This is a genomic window from Actinoallomurus iriomotensis (genome assembly GCF_030269445.1).
Lineage (GTDB): Bacteria > Actinomycetota > Actinomycetes > Streptosporangiales > Streptosporangiaceae > Actinoallomurus > Actinoallomurus iriomotensis.
Genome location: NZ_BSTJ01000014.1, coordinates 71781 through 95112 on the forward strand (window position 1 = coordinate 71781; position 23332 = coordinate 95112).

General features: G+C 73.0%; 1 protein-coding gene (running past one end of the window). It reads right to left on the reverse strand.

The annotated features are described in order from the left end of the window. Positions 1-23332: the 3' portion of a scabin-related ADP-ribosyltransferase gene (locus tag QSK37_RS42735; RefSeq protein ID WP_285633098.1), read on the reverse strand. The gene runs 53198 nt beyond the window's last position; the window shows 23332 of its 76530 coding nt (coding positions 53199-76530); the start codon falls outside the window, past its right edge — the gene reads right to left on this strand; the stop codon is at positions 1-3.

Consider the following 23332-nt stretch of genomic DNA (forward strand, 5'->3'; position numbering starts at 1 on the left):
TCATCCGTTGTCGGTCTCGGCGCCGACGCCCGGCCCACCGGAGATCCAGGTGGTTTCGTCCCCGTCCAGGCCCGGATGCGTCTGCAACACCGGCAGGTGCACGCGGCGGCGGGTCAGCTCGCCGACACGGGAGACGAAGGCGAGGGCGGCTCGGCGGTCCGTGACCGCGCCGACCTGCCGCGGCCACACCACGATGTCGGAGAACCCGTCCAGCCACGCACCGACCAGACCGGCGAACTCCTCACCCTCCATCGGCCGGCCGCCCGCGCCGTGCGCGGCCGCGACGGGCCGCCCCGGCCGGCCGTCGGAGAACCAGTGGAAGACGGCGGCACCGGACCCGGCGGGCAGCGGGCGGGCGACCGGCACGACTCCGCCCTCGGCGCCGGCGTGCCAAGCCGGGTACGACGTCGGCGAACCCCCGCCGGGCGGCACCGTATTCGCCGGATATGACGCCAGGCCCTGGAACCGCCCGTCCCGGTCGCGGACCTGACGCAGCACGATGTCGTCGTGCCAGCCCGGGTGTTCGGCGTCGTGGCGGCGGGGCCGGCCGAACAGGTCGGGCAGCGACTCCTCCAGGCCGCCGGCCAGCCGGTACCCACCCGTGGGGTTCTCCTCCAGCGGGAGCATCCCGTACAGGCCGCGCGGCGCGCGCACCCGCAGGGTGCCGTGGTGTCCGCGCATGACGAGGTCGAGGGTGAACCGGTAGTGCCGGTACCGGCGCGTGGCCTCCTTGTTCCTCTCGTCGGTGCCGCCCAGCTCGCCGGACAGCTCCTCCGAGTGTTCGCGGCCGTACTCGAACCCGCCGATCCCCAGCGACCGGGCGGTGCCCATCTCGCCGCCGGCCTCGGGACCGAGGGAGAGGTCGAACCCGCCGGAGTGCTCGGAGGTGTCCTTGTCCGCCTCCGACTCCTGTGTGTAGTTCCGGCCCTTGAAGTTCGTGCCGTCGACCGGGCCGATGACCTCGGCCGCGACGATCTCCGCACCGACGATCGTCTTCCGGCCGCCGACCGGAACCTCGTACACGTCGCGCAGCACGTCCTTGATATCCGGCCGGATGGTGTTCCGCGCGGTGAAGTGCAGGTACCGCAGCCCCGCCCAGGTGGTGAAGTCGAGTCCCGGGACCCGCCAGGCGCCCGGGGCGTTCAGGTCCTTCGGACGGCCGTACGGGGAGGAGGGCAGCCCGGCCCACCGCTCCACCGCGTCCGCGAACGGCACTCCCCATGGGTGCAGGTTCTCGATGAGCGTGTCGACCGCCGCCTGGTCGCGCCCGTCCCAGAGCGGACGGCCGTCCCAGACCGGGTTCCTCCCGAGGACGGGCTCGAGTCCACCGGGAGGCGCGTCGAGGAGCGCGATGTGGTCCGGCACCAGCAGGCGGACGCGACCCGTCACGCCGCCGGGGCCCGGTTCGTCGACGTGGTGCCGGAGGAAGATCCCGTGGGCGTACCAGAGCCGGCCGGGCCACCGGGCGTGCGTGAGCCGGCCCAGGCCCACGAAGGCGAGCCGCATGCCACGGGCCGGTACGTTGAGGACCTCCGGCAGCTCACCGCTCAGCCCGAGCTCGATCCGGAACGCCAGCCGGTGCCGGTACTCCTGAGACCCCTCCCGCGTGCCGGCGCGATAGATCTCCAGCGTCTTCTCGGACTTCTCGGCGCCCCGCGCGGAGGACCGGTGGAACTCCCCGCTCGCCTCGATCCCTCCGTGGTCGCCCTCGTGTCCTTCCTTCCCGGCGCGGGTCCGCAGGTTGGCGCCGGCCCCGTACCCGAAGCCCGACGACTTCGTCCTGGTCTTCTTCTCCTGCCCCTCGTCCCGCAGTGTCAGCTTCACCTCGGGCCGCGGCAGTTGCTCGTCGGCGACGGCGACACTGGCGGTGACCCGGACGAACACGTAGCGGACGGCGCCGAACGCGCGCGGCAGCGGGATCCAGCGGACCACCCCCGAACCGGTGAGCGCGACGAACTGGTTGCGCAACGCGTCGGAGGAGTATGCCGCCTCCAGTTCCCGCTTCAGCAGGTTCGGGCGGTCCTGCGGCGGTCCCGGACGCAGCACCCCCTCGTCGCGCAGCCACGCCTCGATCCGGGGCAGCACGTTCTCGGCGTCCATCGTCTCCGGATACGACATCTCCGGCAGCAGGGCGGGCGGCACGTGCCGCGTCGGGGGCCGTGGGACGGGCGGCGTCGCCCCGGGCGCGGTCAGCCCGAGGTCGAAGATCCGCCGCTCGGGGATGACGACGTCGAGCGCGTCCGTCGCGTGCAGGTAACGCGACCGCCAGCTGATCGACTTGCCCTTCCAGCGGATCAGGGTCACCTCGAAGACCGGATCCATCCGGTAGGTGTGGGTTCGCCCGCCGTAGGTGGCCCGGGTGATGTCCACCGGGCCCTTCTCCCGTGCGCGCTCGCGCTTCCACTCCCAGCGCGCCTCGGCATGCCCGGTGAGCTGGATCCGCCCGCCCCGCCCGGTGTTCTCCGCGCTCTCCGGCGAGTGGTCGCTCCACCCTCCGTCCTCCGGGCTCAGCGAATGGGGGTCCTCGGCCTCGCCGCCCAGACGGAACTGCGGTCCGGCGGAGAACGTCGGCCCGGCCTCCCACTTGTGCTTGGTCTCGTCCTTGTAGGCGGCGTTGCCCTGGGCGTACTGCTCGATCTCGGTGTCGTCGCCGGAGTAGAGGTGGCGTGGCCGGTAACCGCGCAACCGGATGCGCAACGCCTGTTTGCGGCCGTCCTTGCCGCGCGGCAGAGCGACGTACCGCCCGGTCCGGCTCGTCAGGGACGCGAAGTGGGCGGTGAGCCCGCTCGGACGAGTCGCGTTCTTGATCGCCTCCGGCCATGCGCCGGAGTCGTCCAGCCAGGCGTCGGTGAGGTCGTTCGCCTCGGCGTACATGCGCGCGGCCAGCCGCCACAGCTCGGGCAGGACGAAGAACGCCGGGTACAGGCCCGAGACCCCGCGCGTGAGGCCGGCGTCCGGACGCCGCGGCCACCGCCAGGACTCGGAGGTCCGCCGTGCCCCCGCGATCTGCTCCGGCGTGGGCGGTATCGCGAGCCGGTGCTCCTCGGGGAGGACGATCCGGGCGGTGACGTCCCCGCGCTCGTCGATCCACCAGACGTCGGCCTGCCCGCCGGGCGACCGCACCGACAACCCGTAGATCACGTTGTACGGGTGCTCGTGCACCTGGCCGGTCGTCTCCGTACGGCGGTAGGACTTGACGCCCCCGGTGAGCTGGCGCTTGGGAGAGTAGGAGTACCCGCCGTGCACGCCGGCGGCGCCGAGCGCGAACCGCAGCCAGTTGAACGCCGTGACCCGTGCCCCGATCCCGGCCCCCAGCCGGATTCCCAGCTCGGTCGCCCGGTGCCCGTTCGACGACGCGGCCGCCAGCGCCCGCAGGTTGACGGTCAGGGAGTAGGGGGCGCCGGCGCGGTTCAGCCGCTCCATCAGGTACGCGCGGGCGGCCAGCCGGTACTCCCGGCCGCCGACCCGGATGGTGCGTTCGATCCCGGCCATCGTGGTCGACAGGTCCGCCTCCAGGGCGGGCCTGCTGTACCAGGCGGCCAGTTGGAGGTCCGCCTCCGACCAGTCGGCCTTCGCACCCTTCGAGACGGCGTTGTGTCTCCGCAGCATGACCGCCCGGAGCTGTTCGTGCACGAGTTCCGCACCGGGCAGCGTGGCTCCAGTGCCGAACCCGAGGCCCCGGCGCGCGGCGAGGGCGAGCGGCTCTCCGTGGGCGGCGTCCACCGACATCGCGCGGTCGAGGCGCGCCGGGCGGCGGTACGCCTCCTTGGGCACCACGCCGCGCGGGGTCCGCAGCAGCGCGTACACCCGGAGCTGCGCGGCCCCGTCCTCCGCCGGCCGCGCGGAGCCGGTCAACCGGCGTTCGAAGTCGGCCGCCTCGCTCTTGGGCACCCCGACCTCCGACTCGACCACGGTGGAGACGTCCGGGATGTCGTGCGTGGTCGAGCGGATCTCCACGTTCACGCGCAGCCCCGACCGGTAACGGGCCTGCGTCATCTTCCGGTTGAGGACGGTGTGGCCGAGGGTCTGCTCGGCCATCCCGTGCCCCGCGGCACGCGAGAACGCGAGCGTGAGCGCCGGCCCGTGCACGAATCCCGTGCCGGAATCGTCGTGGTGCTCGGAGGCGGTGAGTCCGGCCACGTTGAGGCCGAAGCCCAGGGAGGTCCCGCTGTCCTTGCCGCGTCCCGGCTTGTCCGTCAGGCCGCTGCCGGTGTCCTCGCGTACGGTCACCTCGCCGTCGCCGAAGTACTGGAGGGTCTCGAGGTCCGCCCGGACCAGGAAGTGTCCCTCGAAGGACTTCAGGCGCCCCGTCGGCACCCGCACCTTCTTCGTCGGAACGCCGCTGCCGAGCAGCAGGCGATCGCGGTTGCGCGCCGACTTCTCGGTCAGGTGCTCCATGACCTCGCCCATCGCGGTCAGCACGGACTCGGCCGGCAGGCCGGCGCCGAGCAGACGCCCCTGCAACTCCGCCACCACCGGGATCAGGTCGACCGCGTTGAGGGACTCCGCGGACTGTGAGGGCCGCCGTCCCGTCCGCCCCCCGCCGACGGTCCGCACCGTCGTCTCCGGCCGCGGCGCGCCCGGCGCGGTGAGCTCGTCCGGCAGGTCGAGGTCGAACCGGGCCGGGAGCACGGCGTCGTTCGGGCGCTCCCTTCCGTCCACGAACACGCGCACCGCCATGCCGCCGCGGAAGCGCGCGTACCCACCCACGAAGAGCTTGCGCCCCGCGATGACCTGAACCTCCCACTCCTCCTCCCGCTTGTCCGCCGAGCTCATGCCCAGCGACGGCAGACCGGGGATGAGCGTCGAGGCCGCCCGCAGACCGAGCGAGAAGAACGTGAGCAGTGTGCCGTCGAAACCGGCCGAGACCTCCCGCGCCCTCTTGCCCCCGGCCGCCAGCGACGCGAACGACACGTTGTACTCGCGGACCGTGCCGGGCTGCTGCGTGCCCACCCGCACGTCCCGTGGTACGGGCCGGAGCCACACGAGACGGCCACCGGCGGTGAACAGGCGTCCCCGCTGGAAGAGCTCGTCCCACTCGGCCGGGTCGTCGCTCCGGAGCATCGCCCGCAGCTCGCGCTGGATGCCGCCGCTCAGCTCCGGGCCGTCGTCCGTGTGCCGGGAACCGCTCGCGACATGGTGTGCCCAGAGCTGGACCTGGTCCTCGGTCCACGAGTCCACGCCATGCACCGACGCCTCGCCGAGCGCGTCGAAGTCCAGGTACCACGGGCTCCGCCGTTCGGCCCGTTCCGGCTCCTTGCCCTTGGCCGGTTCCGATTCGGGGGAACGCGTGCCCTCCGGGCCTGGGGCGGTCGTCAGGGCACCGCCCTCCTCGTCCGCCCACCGCACCTGCTTCTTCGCCGGCACGGCGAGAGCCGCGGGCCCGTTGCGGAGCTCCGGTCCGGGCAGGACCGGCTGCTCGTCCCCGGCGGGCACGGCCTCGCTGAGGACGATGCGCACGCCCAGGCGCCGGGCGGCCGCGTCCAGGGCCGCGGTGATCTCCGCCCACGTCTCCGCGGTCGCCGGCTCGGTCTCCATCGCCAGCCGGAACCGCTGGACGCGGTCGAGACCCAGCGACGCGACGGGGAGCCGATCGTTCTGGAGAACCGCCTGCGCCCGCTGCCCGGCCGTCAGCCGGACGCCGACGCGCTCGAGGTCCTTGATCCGCGCCTGTGCCGCCTCGTCGGCGAGCGGCGCGGACACGGGCAGGTCGTCCTCTGTCAGACCGGCGAAGAACCGGTCGGCCGGGGTGGCGCCCTCAGCCGGGGACTCGTCGCCCTCCGGCAGGAGCGACCCGTTCGCGTTGAGGGCCCGCGCCAGCGCGCCGCCGAACGTCTCGCCCTCACGCGGCAGGACCGACAACTCGACGAGCACGCCGGCCGGCTGCGACGACGTCGCAGGGCGGGGCGACACAGAGGACCAGCCGGTCTCGCCCCCCTCCGGATCGGCGTACGTGTGGGCGCTCGCCTTCCCCGTCGCCGGGTCCAGGGCGAAGGCGGTCTCCCACTCGGGCACGTGGGCGCGGCGACCGGTCAGCTCGCTGACGCGGGTGGCGAGCGCGAGCGTGGCGGCACGGTCGACGGCGGACTCGGTCTGGCAGGACCACACCACGATGTCGGTGAATCCGCCCAACCGGCTCTCGATGAGCTCGACGAGTTCGTCGGCCTCCATCGAGCGGGTGCCCTCGTCGCGGGTGGCGGCGGTGAACCGGCCGGCCGTGCCGTGCGAGAACCAGTGGAAGGTCTTCTCGCCGAACGGCATCTTCCGCTTGACCGGCGCCATCTCGCCCGTGGCGTCGGCATGCCACGCCGTGTAGGTGGTCAGAGACGACACGTGGGGCAGCGCGGAAGCGCGCGCGGCCAGGTCCTTCGGCCCGTATGAGGCGAGCCCCTGGAACCGCCCGTTCTCGTCCCGGACCTCGTGCAGCACGATGTCGGCGTGCCATCCCGGCGTGCTCGGCTCAGGGGCGAGCCGAGGAGCGGCCGATGAGGGAGGCACGGCCGGCGGGTCGGGGTGGACCGGCTCGTCGGTGGACGTGGTCCGCACGGGTTCGGGCGGCGGCGGGCCGTCCGGAGCCGGGATGTTCTGCTCGCCGGCGGGCGTGGCCCGGTGGGGCCGCCAGTGGACCGCCGGGCTCGGGTACATCGTGCCGGGTTCGTCGTCGAGGCGCGTGCCGCGCAGCTGGGGGATGATCTGCCTGGTCAGCACCTCATCCAGGGACGCGCCGTACGCGATCGGCTCGCCGCCGTCGGCCGGCACGAGGAGCCAACGGCCGGTGGTGAGGTCGTGGTCCTGCCGGATGTCATCGGTGGTGATCAGCAGGTCGCGTCCGGTTCGCCGCGCGATGCCGGCGGCGAACGCCACGTCGAGGCCGCCCATGACCAGCACGACGGGTCGGTCGCCGAGGTCGTCGAAGCCGGCGAGGCGTGCTGCGAAATCGGCCTCGCCCAGATACTCCGTGACGAATGCCGGGCGGCCCGTGGTCTCGTCGTGGCGCATCGCGCTCAGGACCACCTGCCGGCCGGCCGGGTCGTAGTGTCCGGCGAGCATGGCCCAGTCGCCGTACCGGGGCATGCCGAGAGCCGCGCGCAGCCGGTTCAGCTCCTCGGCGGCGGCCGGGCTGCCGTGCGGCGGAGCGGCGGCCGGGACGTGCGGGAGGTAGCGGCGACCGTCCAGGCCCGGGATCCCCTCCGAGCCGAACAGCATCCGCTGGGCCAGCGCGGTCTCCGGGTCCAGCAGGAGTTCGATCGTGTGGTCCATGGCGTACCAGAGCTGGGACTCGCCGGCCCCGTAGGAGATGTCGCGGCGTTCGTTGGCTCCGCTGATCCGCGGTCCGGCCAGTACACCGGCGTCCACGCGCAGGTAGTGCACGTGACGCCGGAAGACGATCGGCCGGACGAGCCGTTCGCCGGCGGTGCCGCCCTGGTCGTGGCTCTGCCCGAGGGAGACGGAGGGCTCGACGGGCACCACCGGGTTCCCGCCCGGCGGGGCCAGCGCCGGGCCACTGTCCAGCGACGCGTTGAGCGTCGTGCCGGCGGCGTCCATCAGGTCGTTCTCGGCCATGTGGAGCGACTCGGAGGTCAGCCGGCCGTCGACCCAGCCGAGGGGCTCCGGGTCGTAGAAGCGGGTCTGGATGAACGCCTCGCCGCGCGCGTCCGTGGCCGGTCCGTCCTCGCGCACGAGTGAGGGGAACGTGTGGCCGCCGTCGAGTGTCAGGTGGAAGCTCGTGATGAACTGGTGCCGGCTCAGCAGCCCCGCGTAGGCCTCCCACGGGATGCCGGTGGCGGTCATCAGGCTCCGCACCACGGCGGGCACGGAGCGGTCGGCGTCCGTGCCGGAGAAGACCGCGATCGACAGGTCGAACAGGACGCGCAGCGCGAACGGGTCGATCCCGGCCGGGACGACGCCCCGGCGCAGGATGTCCCCCCGCCCGACCGGGAAGAGCGTCCGTCCGGCGTCGGTCAGCACCTGCTCGGGCGTTGCCGCTGGGGCCAGCCGTCGCACCCGCTCGGCCACCGGCGCGAGGTCCCGCGGCCGGCCGGGCACCATCGACGCTGGGAACTGAGCCCGTTCGACGATGTCCACCGAGTCGGTGGCGGCGACCGGCACGGGCTTGTTGGGATCGACGATGAGCGCGAGCCCGTGGTCCGCCAGGCCGAACGTGAGCACCTGGAGCGTCTTGGACGCGGTGTAGCTGCGGTAGACGGTCGCGGTGATCCGCAGCCGGCCGGTGTAGGCGTGCGTGTCGCCGAGGATCGTCAGTACGTCGCGGGTACGGAAGATCTCGCCCTTCGCGGTCGTCATCTGCTCGTAGTGGTCGCCCTCGGCCGTGCCTTCGAGGTACGTGCCGCTGACCGTCTCGCTGACGGCGGGCATCCGGGCCGTGCCGGCGTTCGCGCCCACGCTGTGCGCCGAGGTCGTCCCGCGTCTGGTGACCCGGCGTTGGGTGTTGAGCCGGTACAGGGCGAAGTTGCGGGCGCGGGTGTCCTCGTAGGTGTAGTCCGCCGGCTTGTCTTCTTCTGGGGAGTCGTCTTTTCGTTCTTCCACACGCAGGACGAGCGTGACCTGTTCGCTGGCGCCGGCCAGCGAACGGGCCAGGTGGAGGATCAGACCGGGGCCCATGAGGGTGTCGCGGTGCCCGATCAGGGCGTTGTGCTCCAAGATCGTGTGCAGCGTGGTCGGCATTCCCGAGCGCACCGTCTTGAGCTTGCCGCCCACGATGTGCCACTGCCGGTACAGCAGTTGTTCGTCGACGTTCCGAAGGACGCCCCGCACCATGGCCAGCACGGGGTTGAGCCCGCCGGGCGTGTACCGCAGCTCCGGCCACTCCAGGCGGTCCGAGGTGGTCACCAGCGGCAGCCGGTCCAGGCGCAGGTGCTCCGCGACGCCGGCGGGACGCTCGACGTGCGGCTGGGGCGCCGGCCGCAACACGAGGAGGCCGCCGACGACGAGCACCTGCATCCGGTCGTGCGACACCGACCAGGTGCCGAGGGCGTTGGCGCTCCAGCTCTTCACCGTGACGTCCCAGAGCATCGTCCCGCGGTGCGGGCGGTACTCGCGGTTCTCCTGGGTGAGCCAGCGGCCGGACAGCACCTCGTACGAGTCGAACTTCGTGTCGGTGACGTTGCGGAACGTCCAGCTCCCGTACGGTCCTCCGTCTTCCAGCTCACCGCCCAGGTCGGCACTGCCCGACACGGTGTGGGCGGTGGACCGGCGGCCGACGAAGATCATCGCCGGCTCGGAGTCGGTGATGTCGGTCTCCCACATCTCGGCTCCGCCGACCTGGGGGCGCAGCCGGAGCGCCTGTCCGCGCAGTGATATCACCGCGTGCCGGTCGCCGACGTCGTCGCCGTGCACGACCCCGGACGCCTGGACGACCGGGCCGCCCCACATCATCCGGCCGATGATCTGGTCCTCATTGACCGTGACGTCGAGTGTGTCGCTGTAGGTCTCGGGCGGGATCCCGGCGGCCTCGAGCAGTTTTGCGGCCACCTGCCACAGGTCCTCGATGCCGAGGACCTCCAGCGGCTGGTCGTCGGGGCGCAGCCGTTCGGGCTGTCCGGCGGCCCAGGCCCACAGGTCCTCGAACGTCATCGGCGCGACGGGCGGCCGCCGTACGAGGGCCCGGCCCAGGTCGGCGCTCGGCGAGCGGGGGATGGAGTGGCCGACGGTCAGCGGGCTGAGGCCCTCCGCGACCGCATAGCGGATGAGGCCGGCCCAGTCGTCGTGGCGGCGGATCGTACGCGTCGGAAGGCCGAGCTCGGACGTGTTCGTGAGGAGGCCGGCGGCCTGTCGGACGGCGCCACCGGCGAGCCCGCCGACCGTGCCGCCCGAGGCGACGTCCGGCTCGAAGGTCAGCTCGACGTCGACGTGGTACCGGGTGCCGAACAGGAAGACACGGGCCGGCCCCTCGTAGACGAAACCCAGCGAGGACCACGCGCCGGAGCGCGCGGTCAGCATCGCCGTCCGGGAACGGCTGTAGTTGAACTGCGCCGGCAAGTTCAGCCTGCGCAGGACGCTGTGCAGCGGGCCCAGGCGCAGGTGGCCTCCGCCGCGGTAGCCGAGCTTGTCCGCCACCTGCTCGCTCGCGCCCAGGTCGCTGTAGGAGATCGGGTAGTGGTCGATGCGGTACCAGGCCAGCCGGCCGCCGGTCCAGTCCTCGCCCTGCCGCGACCGCACCCATACCTTCAGCCGCAGCCGGCCGCCCACCGCCTGGTAGAGCCGGGTGAACGACATCCGATGGCTGATGAGCCGGCTGGAGTACGCCAGGGCGGTGGTCACCGAGAAGCGCTGGCCGATGGCGCGTTCGAGCCGATGCCGCTGCCGCCGCGTCAGGGCCGGGGCGAGGGTCGCCAGGCGCGGGTCGCCGAACGCCTGGTCGATCAGGTCCATCGCCCGGGGTACCACCTGTTCGAACCCGCCGAGCATGTCGGGGACGGACGGCCCGCGGCTGCGGCCCTTCAGGATGCCGAGCGGCGGCATGCGGTCGATGAGGTTCTCACCGTCGGCCGGCACGATCATCCGGCCGTCGGCCCCGAGCCGGTACAGGGCCAGACCTTCGAGCACGTCGTTCAGCTCGCGCTCGAACCGGTCCGCCTCCCGCTCCGGCACCTCCACGTAGGTGGTCATCGCGAACCGTACGGGCCGCTCGGCCTCCGGCCGTGAGGACCTGACGTCGACGTCGAGAGTCGTCGTGAGCCGGTAGACCCTTCGCATGGAGGGGTAGGCGCCGTAGCGCCAGTCGCCGGCGCCCATCGACGCCGCGAGGCTCCGGGTGACCGAGCCGGAGGCTCCGACGGAACCCGTCGGACCGATCTGCACCGGTACGCCCCGGATGGTGAAGGTCGGCGGTGACGCGTTGAGGGCCAGGCCCGACGCCACGCCGCCGTTCATCGAGCTCGACTCGCCCGACCAGAACAGGTGCCGCGCGTCCTGCTGGCCGTAAGTTTCGACGGAGTCGACCTGCTGGAACGCCGTCATCCGGCCTCGCAGGCGGAAGGCCGCCCAGTCCTCGGTGTCCTGGTTCAACCGGAACTCATCCGACAGGTAGCCGTGGCCCAGGACGTCCTTGTGCACCCGGAACAGCGCGGACTCGGTGAACAGGTCCGACACCGCCTCCTTGAAGGCGGCGCCGGCGTCGGGGAAGCGGCGCGTGATCCGCCGGCCGGCGGCCTCCGGCCCAAGGTCCACGACCATCGACTCGATGATCGTGCCCGCCCGCCAGAGCACGCTGTGGAACTCCTCGGCCATCGCCTCGGTGTGCTCGTCGGGCAGCGCACGCTCCGGGCCGAACGGCGTAGGCGCTGCCCCGTCCACCGGCGGCGACTCGTCCTCGGCGAAGGCCAGGAGCACGTCGGCCGGGCGCACGACGGTCTGCTCACCGTCCGCACCGGCGAACGTCACGGACCAGTGGCTACCGGCCGCCGGGTCGTCATGGTTCGCGGGCACCTCGAAGTAGGCGTACTGGCTGTGCCAGATCTGCTGGACCGTCTGGATGACCGCGCCCTCGTACGCGCCAAAGCCCCGCGAGCCCTGCCCCGTGACCGTGGGCATGACGCCGATGTTCGGCAGGATCTTCCAGCCCGTCGCGATGGAGATCGGACCGTCGCCCAGCGACTCGGGCGCGATCGAGCGGTTGTCGGTGAAGTCGGTGAACGTGGACGGCGTGAGAACCTGCGGCAGGTCCAGCGCCTGGGACGGGTGCGCGCCGATCTGGACCGACTGCACCTCCTCCGGACGGCGGTAGCGCGCGCCGCGCTCGCCGGTCAGGGGCCCGAGGACCAGCCGTACCGTGACCGGACCGTTCGGCGTCCGCACCCGCATCCCGGTCGGTGCGGCCAGCCGGCGGCCCGCCTCCTGGCTGCCCAGGCGCGCGAACGCGGCGACGACACCGTCCTCGACCGGCCGCCGCAGGTTCGCGGGCAGCGGCTCCGCGATCGACGCGGCCAGCCGCCTGTCCTCGCCCAACCGCACGTCACCGACCCGGGAGACGTGTCCCCATTCGCCCCATGGCAGGGATCGGCGGAGCCCACGGCCGGCGTTCTCCTCCGCCGCGTACCGGATCCGTCCGGGCAGCCGCCGGGCGGGCCGTCGGGGCGCGGCCTCGGTGCCCGTTTCGGCGTGAGCCGCGGGGTCGGCGGGCGGTGCCGGGTCCGGCGTCCTCGCGAGCGCGGCCTCGGACCGGATCGCCAGCAGTTCGTGCACGGCCACCGGGCCGATGTCCTGTTCCCGGCTTCCCAACCTCCGGCGGAGTGCCTCGGCGACGTCCGCGTCCAGGGAGGAGTCGGCCAGGCCGGTCCTGATCTGCTCTTCGAGGCTGTGTACGGCAGCGGTGTGGATCTCGTCGATCCGCCGCTCCACCTCCCGCAGGGCGTCGCGGAGCCGCTCGACGCGGGCGCGCTGGTTCGGCCGCCACGGAGCGTCGGCGAGCGCGCGCAGCGCTTCCAGCCGCTGGTCGAGCGCGGCGCGGAGGGGGGCGGCCGCCTCCGCGCCGAGCACCGAGAACGACGGCTCGGCCTGGGCCGCGGCCAGGAGAGCCTCGCTCAGCACGGCCATGGCCTCCGAAAGCGACACCCCGGCGGCGGTCTCCCAGGCCGTACGGAGCCCGGCGACCGTCAGCGGCGCCGAGCCGAACTCCTCCAGCACCAGGGCGGCGACCATCCGCACGTCGTCGAGTGCCGGGTACTCATCCGGCGCGTAGCCGCCGAACGAGTGAACCAGCTCGCGCAGGTCGCCGAGCCTTACCTCGTCCCCGGGCTCCCGGCCGGGCCGTCCCAGGACGGTGGAGAGCGTCGTCGCGTCCGACCGCATGGCGTCGGCGAGCCGCCGGGCGTTCCTCAGCTGGTCGAAGGTGAAACCGGACCCGTGCACGTCGAACGCGAGCCTGGCCGCCGAGAGGAGCCCGGGCAGATCCGCGGGCAGCACCGCGCTCATCGCGTCGGTGACCAGGCCCGGCGCCCAGCCGCGGTTCACCCGGTGGGCGAGGGCGGCCCAGTCCGGCCGGGCGTCCGGCTCCTGCTCCGTCCCGGCCAGCCGCCGCAGCTCGCCCATCGCGGCGGCGTGCGCCGGGGTGAACCCGTAGGTCGCCGGAAGCCGAAACTCGGTGCGGGCCCCGGCGTGTGCCTCGGCGACCTCCCCGCGTGGCGGTGGGGCGAGCGGTCCCTCGGTCGCGCGCGTGCCCGGGGCGGCGGGCCCGGGATGTGTCGCCTCCTCGTCCGCCGGACCAACGATCGTCTCCGCCGCGGGGTCGGCGGAGTGCTCTCGCGCCCCTGCTCCCGCCGCCGTCGTCTCGGGCGCGAGATCGACGCCTGAGCGGGGCAACGGGTGGTCGAGCAGGACCGCCGTCGCGTCGGCGACGGCCTCCAGAATCCGCAGGTAGCGGGCGGGCAGAGGCTGCACCGGGTCGAACGCGCCGCCGGCCATGATCCCGTCGGCCTTGACCGCCGACGAGGCCGCCCTGCCCCGGAGCAGCGACCGCCGATCCGGGTACTCGTCGAGCAGGCCGAAGTAGTGCAGCAGCTCGTGCACCAGGGCGTAGATGTAGTCGTCCAGCCCCCAGTGCCGGGTGTCCAGCTCGGAGTCGGGGCCGTGCTCCGTCGTGCCCGGCCGTATCTCCACGGCCTTGCGATACTCCGGGGCGTGGACCAGTTTCACCGCCAGGTGCAACTGATCCTTGTGGACCGGCAGTTCGTAGCCGCGGTTGACGTAGGCGTCGAGCGCCTCGTTCAGCCGGGTCTCCAGGGCCTGGACGTCCTCCCAGGCGACCCCGGGCATCGGCCTCACCGGAAGCACGGCGACCTGGTAGCGGACCCACTGGTCGTCGGTCACCTGGATCCGCTGCACGTTGAAGCGGATGTCGGCGTCCCAGCGCTCGTCCTCGGGACTCCTCGCGGTGGTGAAGCCGACCTTGGGCTCGGAACGCTGCGTCACCACCGGCACCACGGGCGCGTCCGCCCGGCGATCGAACCACTGCTCCTTCGTCACCGGCGTGGCGACCAGCCGGCCCGGCTCGGCCACCGGGACCGGAGCGTCATCGGGGCCGGCCGGCCACAGTGCCGGCGCCGCGACCTCCCGGGGAGTGAATGGGGCCTGGGCGTACCGGTCCTCGCCCGCCGGCGCCCCGACGGTCAGCCCCGCCGCTCGCTCGCGGGCGATGATCTGTGCGATCGCCCGGCCGCGTATCCGCAGCGGCTGCCTGGCCAGGTGGCCGGGTAGGCCGTCGTGGATCCGCACCAGCGTCTCGGAGTCCAGCGAGACCGGTTGCCCGTCACGGATCAGCCGGCGAAGCCCCTCCTTCGCCTCGAACATCAGCATCCGGTGGTCGAACGAGGACGGGTCCAGGCTTCCACCGGGATCACCGGCCGGCTCCGGCTCGGGGTGCTCCGCCGCGGCGTCGTGACGGCTGATGGTTCCGTCGGGGTGGTGGACGCGGACTCCGGTGGGCCGGCCGGAGGCGTCCGGGAGGAGGTTGACGGCGCCGGGCGTGGGGGCGACCGCGCCGGTTCCCTCGACGATGGTCAGGCCGAAGTCCCGTGCCACGTCGCCCAGCCCCGCCGACTCCGGCGCCCGCGTCTCGTCGGCGCAGCGGAGGAGCAGGAGGGTGGTGAAGCCCTGCTGGACGATCTCGCGGGCCGTGGTCCGGGCGAGGTCGGGCAGGTCGCGGAGCTTGGCCCCGTGTCCGGCGAGGATGTAGACGCGGCTGCGGTCGCCGAGCGGCACCTCCACCGGCGCGCTGACCTCCTGGCCCGGCGTCCCCGACCAGGAGCGGAACTCCGCGTCCTGCAGGTCACCGTAGAACGGTGACCGCAGACGCCAGTCCGCGTCGTTGAAGAACGCCCGCCCGACGACGCGCCCGTCCGACGAGCGAACGTCGTGCCAACGCGGCGGGTCCAGGGCGGCCTTTTCCGCCGTGAAGGTCAGACCTCGGTGAACGGGCCCGGCGTCGTTGACGTACTGGGGATCCGGGTACCGGCGCTCCGAGTGCCGGCGCAGTTCCTTGATCAGCAGGTCGGCACGCCTGATCAGGTCGTCGAGGTGACGGCTCGCGCGCCTGGCCGAGTCACGCTCGATGATCAGGGCGTCCCGGATGGCATCGATCGCGTGCCGCAGGTCACGTGCGGTCTGGCGCTCGGAGTCCTCGATGAAGTCGCTCAGCGCGACGACGGCGTCCGCCTGGAGGTTGGACGTCACGTTCCCACGGAAGATGGGGTCGCGGACCACGTCCGGGAAGTGCCGGGCCACCGAGCTCAGCAGGTTGGTCACGTCAGTGGCCAGGTCGTCGCGGGGCGGCTCGTACCCGCTGACCGTATCCACGGCCCGGCTCAGCCTGGCGTTGTACGCCCGGCCCTCCTCGGTGCCGTTGTTGTGCGCCACCCGCTCGGCCTGCGCGTGCGTGAGTCGCGCGATCTCGGCGAACTCCTCGGCCGTCTCCTCCGACGTGCGCAGGCTCTGCCGCTGCGAGCCGACGTCGCGGATCTCGGTCACGATCAGCCCGCGGTCTAGCCGGCGCATGTTGGTCCGGATGTTCATCGCGTCGTTCTGGTCCACGTAGACCCTGGGCCGCCCGAGGGGAAGCATCATGTTGTCGACGTAGTCGCCGAGGGTCATGGCCTCGTTTCTCAGCGGGTACTGGAACAGGGAGAGCGCCTGCGGGCCGAACCGACGCCAGCGCCGGTGCCGGTTCGGGTGCTGCTCGTAGTTCCTGATCGCGCGGGCGAGCCGCTCTCGGAGATCGGCGCGCAGTTTCTCCCTGATCTCGGCGTCATGGCCCTGCAGGAACCTCTGGGCCTCCGGCGGCATCGACTCGCGAACGGCGGCGAACGAGGTGCGCAGCACCCCGTGGACGAGGTTCTTCGCCAGGTGTTCGTCCGCGCGGACGAACACGCGGGCGGCGGCGTACGTGTGCGTGTTCATGAACGTCATCGACGCGCGCACGTCGGCGACGCCCGGCACGTACTCCATCGCCGGACCGGCGAACCGGCCCACGCGCCGGCCCACCCGGTCGTCCAGGTACGTCAGCACCACTTCGTCGCCGAACCGCAGACCGGCCTGGAAGTAGTCCTTGACGTCGTCGGCCTCGGCGAACCGCTCGATGGCCCGCAGGAAGGCCAGCGTGGACGTCAGGTACGTGCCCTCGGTGATGTGCGTGTACACCGAGTCGTCGAACCCCGGCGGCAGGAGGACGGACAGGTCGTCGGCCTTCGGCCCGAACTGGTAGTTGGGATCGTCGCCGAACAGTTCCCGCAGCGAGGTGCCGCGGAAGCCGGGCCCGGCCTCGCCGTCGCGCAGCCGCACCGCGTTGTTCAGCCGCCTCCGCGCGTCCCGGATTCCGGCGCGCACCACTGCCGGGTCGTAGTGGTGGTTCTCCCCGGTCGGCCGTACCCGCTCCGGCCTGCTGACGACCTCGACGATGTTGACGCCCTTGCGCTTGACCTTTCCGCGCCGCGACGCCACCGCCGCCTGTTTCGTCGCGAAGTAACGGCCACCGGCGACCCAGAGGTGCGTCGTGTCGGTCTCCACGACCACGCCGGTCGCCCGGTTGAAGACGAGGACCTCGTCCGTCCCACGGAACGTGGTGAGGCCATGACCGTGGACGACGTGATTCATCTCGTGTTCGCGTCCCTGCGCGGCGAAACCGGGCTCCTCCGGCGCGAGCCGCAGCGCGTCCACGTCGTACGGCGCCTCCGCGAGGGAGTCCGGCACGACCGCGTGGCCGGTCGCGTCCGCCAGGATGACGTGCACGTCCCCGCCCGGCACCGGCGCGCCGTCCTCGACGGCGTACACCCGCGCTCCGAGCCCGGCCTGCGTCTCCACCCACAACAGGTGGCCGCCCTCGTTCCGCAGCGCGTAGGCGTGTCCCGGACCCTGCTGCATCGAGACGAGCAGGAACGCCGTCGTACCCGGTCCCAGGCGCTTCACCAGGGGCGCGACGCTCTCCGCCGGGCCGTGCAGCGGAAGCCAGTCGCCGCCCAGGGCGGCCGCCAGCGCCCGCTCCGGCCGCCGGTCCCCGACCGTGAAGTCGTCCTGGAACACCGCCGGGCCGCCGTACAGCTCGCGTCTCAACGCCTCCAGCCGGTAGACGCAGTCCGCGGCCGTCCCGTCGTACGGCGGCAGCACCTCGGCCAGCCGCCGCTCGAGCGCGGCGGCCGTGATGATCTGGTCGCCGACCGCCCAGTGGCCGCCGAGGCCCACCGCGTCCGCGACCCGCCGCAGGTCGACCATTGACAGGTGCGCCGGGTTCGCCTCTTCGGGCAGGAGGTCGCTCATCAGGCCGGCCTTGAGCGCCTTGAGGAACAGCGGCACGTCGCTCGCGGGCAGGCCCAGCTCCCGGTACGCCAGCATCAGCCGTGCGGTCGGCTCGATCCGCGGATCGCTCGTCAGGGCGCCGGCACCGAGGTCGAGCCGGTCGAGCCGTGCCTCCACGCGCGACGCGAGGTCCGCGGTCCGTACGGGGCTCTTGCCCTTGCCCGGCACGACGGTGTGCTCGTCCGCCCACTCGTCGAACCGCGCGTGGAACCGGTCGGCGGCGGTGCGCACTCTCGGGCCCGCGCCGGAGGCGGTGACGTCGCGGCTCGCTCCGGTGCCGCTGGGGCCGGCCTCGACCGGATTCCGCACCTGCTCCGGGACGAGGTTCCGGCCTCCCCGCAGCCGGGGCGCCCGGCCGAAGACGATCTGGTGCACGAGGTCGGTGACCAGGCCGGCCGGATCGGTGGGGCCGCCCTGGGGCAGGTCGGCCAGCGCCTCGCGGATCTGTCCCCGGTCGATCCGGCCGAGGAGCCAGCGTCCGCCGAAGCGGGCGAGCCGGGAGTTGACCTCGGTGAAGAGGTAGTCCGAGATCCGGGTCCGGGCTCGTACGCCCGTGCCGGACGAAGCGGCCGGGACCGGCCCCGTGGATTCGCCCAGTTGCGCCTGGTACTCCTGGACCATCCGTTCCAGGTCGCCGACGGTGCTGACGTTGGCGTCGAGCCGGTGCTGCGGGAACAGGTGCGTCGCCGTCCCGGTGCGGTGCCTCGTCAGCTCCCGGTCCCGGGCGGCGAGCCGCTGCTGCACCTGGGTCCTGAGGTCGCGGACGATGTCGGGGTCGAGCCGGGACGTGAGGCTCTCCAGGTCCGCCCGCACGTTCGCGTACCGCCGGTTCACCCAGGCGATCTGACGGTCGTACTGCGCGCGGGCCACGGCGGCGGAGGTCGGCTGGACCGGCTGGAAGGTCCGCCACGGGATCGGGGGCGCGTCCGTGCGGGTGCTCCGGGTCCCCATGTAGTGGCCGGGCATGCGGACGAAGCTGAGCTGGGCCGGCCCCTCCGGGCCGACCGTGGTGACGTACCGGTCCTGGATCAGCGTGATCCGCAGGCCCAGCTCGTACGCCGCCAGGTGCGCGACGACGTCGCCCGCCTCGTCGTCCCACCCGCCCATGTCACGGATCTGCCGCACCAGATCGTCCTGCTGGCGCGCGACCGACGGCCCGCCCTCGGCCACGTGGAAGAAGCCTGCGTACCGCGACGGCAGGCCCTGGGCCGCGACGGCGAAGTCGGCCTCCAGCCGGTCCGCGAGCCAGTTCCGCAGCGCCTGCACCGCACGGAGGCGGTTCCCTCGCGCGCTGACTCCGGGGATGTGCTGCTCCAGGTACGCCCCGGCGATCTCGATCAGGCTCTGGTAGAAGCAGTTCCCGTCGCCGGGCACTTCGAGGAGCCGGAGCTGCCGGGCCCGGAGCGTCGCCTGCAGCCGTGCCGGGTCGAACGCCCGGCGTTCGACCTCCGAGGCGAGCCTCGCCTCCTTCGCCACCGTGGTCGCGCTGGAGGAGGTGTCCTTCGCGGGCGCCTTCCCCTTCGGCGCGGTGGCCGTGAGCGGCCGGGCGATCAGGTAGTGGTGCCCGGCCCCGGACGGGAGTTCGCCGCCGCCCTGGTCCGGGAGGACCTGGGTCGTGCCGTCGGGCTTCAGGCTGCGGTAGCGGCTGCCGGACAACACCACCGCGCCATCGATGGTCTCCGGACCGGAGTAGTAGACCAGCGTGCCCTCGGGCAGGCCCGCCGGCAGTGCGTCGGTCAGCTCGACGGTACGGCCGGTGACGCCGGCCAGGAGCGTGCGGACCGTCTCCTCGTGCTCGTCCAGCACGTGGTCCTCGGTGAGGAAGGCGATCGCCCGGTCCAGCTCCTCCCGCACGACGACGTCTTCGGTCAGTCCACGCTCCGGCCCGTGGCGGAGCAGCCAGGACGTCAGCGTGTACTCGCCCACCGCGCCCAGGTCCGTCCAGGTGCCGCGGGTCATCCCGGCGGCGGTGACCCGGTGCTGCCCGTCCTCGCTGACGTACACGTGCGGGTCGGCCGGCAGCGGGTCGTCCACGAGCGCGGGCCGCGTCCGTACCGGCGGGAGGCCGTGCGACGAACCGGAGCCCTTGCCGATCCGCCTCCCGCCGGCCGGGTCGGTCGATACCGTGCCGTGCTCCGGTGCGGGCGTGGTCCGCGCCCGGGCGAGCACGATGGTGTGCGGCCGGCCGTTGAGTTCGCGCAGGGCCTGGGACGCCGAGATCTCCCGCGTGCGGCTCGTGCCGGTGAGCAGGACGCGGTACCCGGTGCCGGTGGCCACGGCGGCCCCGCTGCGACCCTGGCCGGTGAACCACACCCACGTGCCGGACGGCAGGTCGTCCGGCAGCCGGTCGACCTGCTCGACGTCGCGGTCGGCGTGTTCGCCGAACGCCCGGCGGACCCGCTGTGCCATGGTCTGGCCGGTGTCTCCGGACAGGAACCGGACGGCGTCGCCCAAGCCGGTCCGGCGGACATCGCCCGCGGTGACACCCTGCGCCCGCGCCCCTCGGGTCAGCCAGTGGACCGGCGCGAAGTCCGCCAGGGCGCCCAGCCGGGTCCAGCCCGGGACGTTCAGGCCGCCGGGTCCGACGCCGTGCTGCCCGTGGTCGTTGCGGTAGACGTGCGCGTCGGCGAGCCGGTCGGCGCGCATCGCGGTGGCCAGGCTCACGATGCGCGGTCCCGGCGCGGCCGTCAGGGTGACCAGGCGCTCGTTCTGGTAGGCGATCCGGTTCTCGAACTCGGCCACGAACCGGGGCAGGTGAGACCCCGAACGTACGGCGGCCTCCCGCGCGTCGGGCCGGACCAGGCCGTGGTCGAGGTGGTGTTCGATGTCGGCGAGCGCCAGGTGGCGCACCGGTCCGAAGTACCGTTCCGACGCCGCCGGCCCGCTCAGTTCGGCGGGCGGGTCCAGCAGCACGCCGTCGCCGCCCACGTCCAGCGAGTACAGGCGCTGGGCATCTCGCGGCGGCTCCGCCGGCAGCCGGGACTCGGCCTCGAACCACTGGATCCGGCCGCGGTGGTTGACCACGGTGAACCGCCCGCCGGCGCCGGCCGCGTCCTGGGTGACGACGAGGGACACCGCGCCGGAACCGGCGGCCTCCAGCGTCCGGTGCAGCCCGTCGATGGCCTGCTGCGTCGTCGGTTCGCTCCGCTGCCGGTACGCATGGCCCACCCGGCGCTCGTCCAGCACCGACTCCGAGGCCGTCAGCCGCTCGCTCTCCGCCTGTACGGTCTGGTCCGTCCACCGCGCCCGCGCGGTGGACCCCGGCCGGGTGGCGCGCAGCTCGTCGAGCAGGCTCTCCGCCGCACGGGCCGCGCGACGCGCCTCGTCGAGACTCCGGGCGAGCAGCGCCATCGGCTCGTCGTGGTCGCCGAGCGCCTGCCGCAGCCGGAGCGCGTCGCCCTCCAGCGGCCTCATCCGGCCCAGGATGGAGGTCATCTCGGCCGGGTCGTGGCTCGGCTCCAGGGTGAGGCGGATCCGTCGGCCGTCAAGCTCGTCCAGCTGGTCCTGGACGAGCTTGAGGTCCTTCTGCGCCTGCTCGACCTGTCGCGTCAGCCCGGCGTGCTCGGCCTCGAGCCGGGTGACGATCGACCGCCATCCGGCGGCGGCCTCCATGGCCCGTCCGAACAGGCCGGGCAGCGCCCGGTGCACCTCCACCAGAGCCCGGCCGCGCTCCTCGATCGCGGTGAGGACGGCCTGTTCGAAGGTCTGCTGGTGCGTCCAGGAGGTGCGGTAGAACCGGGCCAGCTCCAGCGGGCCGAAGCCGTGGGCCACGGCGAGGCGGCGCGTCTCGTCGGTCCAGAGCCCGGCGCGCGACGCCTGGTCCGCGGTCAGCGTGGCGTCGCTGAACGTCGCCGGGTCGAACGCGTGGATCCGCCCGCCCGGATCCACCCAGTGCGAGCGCGTGGTCCCGTCCGCCTGCGCGACGTCCACCCGCACGTGGGCCCGCAGCTCGGCCGCGAGGTCGCGGGCCAGGTGCACGGGGTCCGTGGCGAGCAGCGCCGCCTCCGGCGGCAGCTCGGCCGGAGCGCCCGATGCGTTGTCGGGGCGCTGGTCGTGGAGCCGGTTCACCTCGTTGACGATCGCGGTGATCTCGTCCTCGACGGAGTGGGCGAGACCGTCGAACAGCCGGCTGTCGTCCCGCGTGAGGAGGTCCTCGTAGCGCTGGAGAGCGGCCGGGGTCCGGAAGCCCGGGTCCTCCTGCCGCACCGCGGTCAGGTCGGCCCGCATGGTCCGCGCCGCCCACCGGAGCATCGACCGGTACTCCAGCGTCCGCGCGTTCTGGCCGAAGGTGAGCACCAGCGGGCCGTTCGCGCCGCCCTGCTCGCGGATGTGGTCCACGATCGGGTGGTGGGCACGGACGGCCGTGTAGTTCTGGGCCGCCGCGTCGACCAGGAGCGAGGGCAGGTCGAAGGCCGGCGCGGTGGCCAGCCGGTTCCAGGCCGCCGGGTCCACCCGGTTCCGCAGCGCGGCCTCGGCCGCCTTCCGGTTCTTGGCGATGTCGGCGAGCAGCTCCTGGTACTGCGCCTCGAACAGCTCCACGTACACGTCGCCGGAGATCGGGTCGGTGCGGACCGGAGCGCCGACCTTCTTGGGGGCGCGGAACAGGTGGTGCTCGGTCTTCTGTGCCTCCACCCACCACTGGCCGCGCAGGCGCAGCAGGAGGAGCGAGCCCAGCTCTTTGGCGTGGCCCTCCCGGCGGTAGTTCTCGGTGCCGGCGCTGTTCTGGCTCGCGGACGTGACCCGGCTGCCGCTGTCGCTGAACGTGTAGCCGTGGTCCGGACGCTGCGGCGGCGCCCCCTCGGGCTGGGGCGGCTGCGGGTTGATCACGTCGCTGCCGTTGATGGCGTAGTCGCCGACACCCCGGGCCAGGTCGGTGCTGTTGTTCGCGGTGGTGCCGCTCTGGTGCTTGATGTAGCGGCCGGTGCCGGTGCCGCCGTCGGACATCCGCATGAGCACCTGGGCGTCGTACACCTCGCCCTGCACCGACAGGTTCGCCCGCTCGGAGCTGTCGCCACCGATGATCATGCCCTCGGGGAGGGCGTACCGGTTGCCGCCGATCGTGTCCCGCACGTGGTTGGTCAGGTGCGACCGCGACAGCAGCGTCGGCAGCGACAGGCTGGACCGCAGGTTCGGGTCGCCCTTCTTCGTGCCGAGCGCGCCCTGCACCCAGCCCGGCCCGAGCAGCCCGTCGAGGAGCTTGCGGGCCGCCGGGTACAGCCCGTCCAGGACGACGCCGATGAAGGCCGCGTTGCCCGGCATCTTCGGCAGCGGGAGCAGGTCGCGCAGCTGCTCGGGACCGCGCAGGTTGCCCGCCTCGGCGAGGGCGTGCGGGATCTGGAGGTTCAGCGTGCCCGGCACGGTGATCTCGGAGGTCGCGCTGTGCCGGGTCCACCGGTCGAACCCCCTCAGGAGCAGGTTGTTGAGCGGCCGGCCGCCCATCTTGAGCCGCCGCACCCGCACCGTCATCTGGTGCCGGTACCGCACGGCGTAGTGGTTGGCCCAGTCGTAGACGGTCTGCTCGCTGACCGCGCTCTCGGCGCGGGTCGTGCCGCGGTGGTGGCCCACGGACGTCTTGAGGTCCACCGGGCCGCTGGCCTTGCTGTTGCCGGCGCTGAGCTTGGCCGGCATCCACGCCTGTGAGCCGTCACGGGACTTGGACTTGGCCGTGCCGATGTAACCGTGCAGGTAGTTCTCCAGGCCGGTGTTCCACTTGTAGTCGACGATCTCCGGCTCGGCGATCAGCACGTCCTTCAGGTTCACCTCGACCGGGTCGGTCAGCAGCCAGCCGACCGGGTTGACCAGGTAGAGGGAGAAGCCGTCCTTGCCGAGGAAGTCCTCCCACATGGCCAGCTCACGGCCCCGGGCGAAGATCGACTGCAGGGCGTCGACGCTGCCCTGCATCCGGCCGATCCGCCGGCCCTTGCCGTCCCAGATCTCCGCGCCGGCCGCCAGCATGCCGGGCGCCACCTGCTCGATCCGCTCCCGTACCAGCTGGTACAGGGACCGATAACCCTGGTAGTCGGCGTCG